Genomic DNA, 2388 nt, shown 5'->3' with positions numbered 1-2388 from the left:
TGGTCGGGTGATATCAGAAACTTCAGCTTGCCGGAATCAGTCACTCTGAATCCGGAAAAGGCGGCCAATTGTTAAAGAGCTGATGACTTAAACGCGACATCTACGTTGACAGACTCCGGAGGTAAGACGTTATGCAGATAAAATCTAAATCAGGTCGAGTCTTTGAGTTGCCGTCGGATCAGGAAGAAGCAGAGATCAATGCGGGTATTGACGCTGATCCAGATGCTCGCGAACTCACGGAGCGAGAGTTTCAACAACTTCGGCCCATGGGTAGGCCAAAAGCGGAGGTCACAAAGGAGCGGATCACGATTCGCCTTTCACCTGAAGTGGTTGCAAAGTTCCGCGCCACCGGCCGCGGTTGGCAGTCCCGCATGGATAAGGCATTACAGGAGTATCTGAGCAATCACAATCAGTCTGATATAGAAAGGTTAGGCTGACTGATACTCAAAGGCCCGGTGGTATGAGAGGCTGCGAAAATGCGTGTCGCAATACGGGGCACTCGCTGCTAATTCTGTTTGACGTTTAACGATAAGCGTTATAAGTTGCTGGTATGATTAAAAGCTTCCGGTGCAAAGACACTCAAGCGCTGTTTGAGACTGGAAAAACCAGACGGTTTTCGGCGATTTACCACTGAGGAGGTCGCACAATGATTAGTAATGGTATGCGTCCCATTCACCCTGGAGAGATTCTGCGGGAAGAGTATTTGGAGCCGCTGGAGATGAGCGTAAATGCGCTCTCAAAGGCTTTGCATGTTCCGGCAACGCGGATGAATGAGATCGTTCGTGAGAACCGGGGCGTTTCCGCAGACACGGCGCTGCGACTAGCGCGTTACTTTGGCACCAGTGCGCGGTTCTGGCTGAACCTCCAAACGGAGTTTGAGCTGCGCCAGGCTCAGATGGGCAAAGAAGCCAAGATTGCAAAGGAGGTTCAGCCGCACGCTGCCTGAAAACCAAAGCATCATGGACAGGCACAGCATAGTCTCATGGACAGGCACAGCATAGTCTCTCTCTATGGAAGTCTCTCTATGGACAGGCACTCATAGCCTGACCTGATTCCCAAAGGCCCGCTGGTTTCAACCTCCGGGCCTTTGTCGTTTCTGGTGCGTTTATTTGGCGTTATGGCAAAACAGCGCCGGCATTCCACCGAGATTTCTGAAAATTCGTGGTTTTCAGGCGCGTGAAAGTCTCGGCAGAACCGCCGATAAGCTGAGGGGGAAAGAGAAGGGGGGGGGGCAGCTAGGCCGCTCGTCGCTGGCGTCCAGGGTTTCTGTAATCCTGGTAGCTGTCTTCAAAGGCGGTTGCCCGATGACACCATCGCTCCGGGTCCAGATTCAGCCGTTCCAGAATGGGCAGGGCTTTCTTGCCAATAGCACCGCGTTTGTCACTTCGGCTAATTCGCCCGGTGCAATCCACTAGCTCCAGGTAATCTTCAAAGCTGAACAGAATGCCTTGCTGAAAACCGTTCCGAATCACGCCTTCAAAACCCAGTAGCGGTTTTAATGGCACCGAAAAATCATTCAGCGCCTGCTGTTCCGTTTGCCGTGTAATCGCTTCTGCCAGATCAAAGGTAGGGTGAATGCGTTCTTTAATGCTGGTGTGTTCGGAGGTTTCAGGCGTCTCGGCCATGGCGGCCCGTATGGGGTTCAGGTCGACATAGGCCATGCAGGCGAGGAGGGCTTCTTCGGTGTCGAGAGCCTGGGATTTGAATCGACTCTCCCAGAAATGCCCCGTACACTCATCTTCCCGGTTAGCTTGTCTCGCAATCGGCTCATTCAGGCATTTCATAAACCAGCTCAAATCTGCCAACCGTTGCCGGAAGGTTTCCGCGTACTCCTCAACTCGTCTAACTTCTGCCGCGCAGAGTTCGTCGCCCCGGTGATACCGTTGTACCAATGATGGCCCTTTATAAAGGCTGCACCAGCGTGCCAGTACCTCATCCATACTCCAGGGTTCTACCTCATTCGGGCTGAGTTTTACTACCAGGTGATAGTGGTTCGACATCACTGCGTAAGCTGCCACATCCACCGCAAACACTGATGCCAGCAGCCGGATTCGTTCTTCGATCCAGCTCCGCCGGTGTTCGTAACATCGGCCTGTTACTTGGTCTTTCCCGCATAGAAAAGTGCGGCGTACGCAGCGTGAGATCACGTGGTAGAAGGGGGTGTCTGACACGCAGACCAGTTCTGCTCTGGCTTTTGGCATGGTGACGTCCTTGTCTTCCTCGGCTGTTGATTTGTTTATATCATGCCTTAGTAATTTGGAGCTGTATATATATGGCTCTTCACTTATCTGTGTGGGTCAGGTGCCATTGGCAGTCCGCCGTAGTGAAATAGAATCGCCCGCTTGAACCTCTCCTTGTTCCGGAATCCCCGAGACCGAACCTTTACCG

At 52.6% G+C, this 2388-nt stretch carries 3 protein-coding genes; 2 read left to right on the top strand and 1 reads right to left on the bottom strand.

What is annotated here, in order from left to right; genetic code table 11:
- Positions 1-131 precede the first annotated feature (131 nt).
- A complete protein-coding gene (locus tag CDH47_RS17410; protein WP_100641612.1) occupies positions 132-437 on the top strand; it encodes a BrnA antitoxin family protein in 306 nt (101 codons plus the stop codon).
- 209 nt (positions 438-646) lie between these two features.
- A complete protein-coding gene (locus CDH47_RS17400; protein ID WP_023011849.1) occupies positions 647-946 on the top strand; it encodes a HigA family addiction module antitoxin in 300 nt (99 codons plus the stop codon).
- A 289-nt stretch (positions 947-1235) separates the two neighbouring features.
- Here the strand turns inward: CDH47_RS17400 and CDH47_RS17395 are convergent, their stop codons facing one another.
- Positions 1236-2201, bottom strand: a complete 966-nt coding sequence (locus CDH47_RS17395) for a transposase (protein WP_100641611.1) — start codon at positions 2199-2201, stop codon at positions 1236-1238.
- Positions 2202-2388: the final 187 nt, after the last annotated feature.

The sequence above is a fragment of the Marinobacter salexigens genome, from assembly GCF_002806945.1.
Lineage (GTDB): Bacteria > Pseudomonadota > Gammaproteobacteria > Pseudomonadales > Oleiphilaceae > Marinobacter > Marinobacter salexigens.
This window is presented reverse-complemented; position numbering and strand designations above follow the sequence as displayed.

Coding starts and splice junctions, on each gene's coding strand:
- CDH47_RS17410 (WP_100641612.1), top strand. CDS start 132: ATGCAGATAAAATCTAAATCAGGTCGAGTCTTTGAGTTGCCGTCGGAT.
- CDH47_RS17400 (WP_023011849.1), top strand. CDS start 647: ATGATTAGTAATGGTATGCGTCCCATTCACCCTGGAGAGATTCTGCGG.
- CDH47_RS17395 (WP_100641611.1), bottom strand. CDS start 2,201: ATGCCAAAAGCCAGAGCAGAACTGGTCTGCGTGTCAGACACCCCCTTC.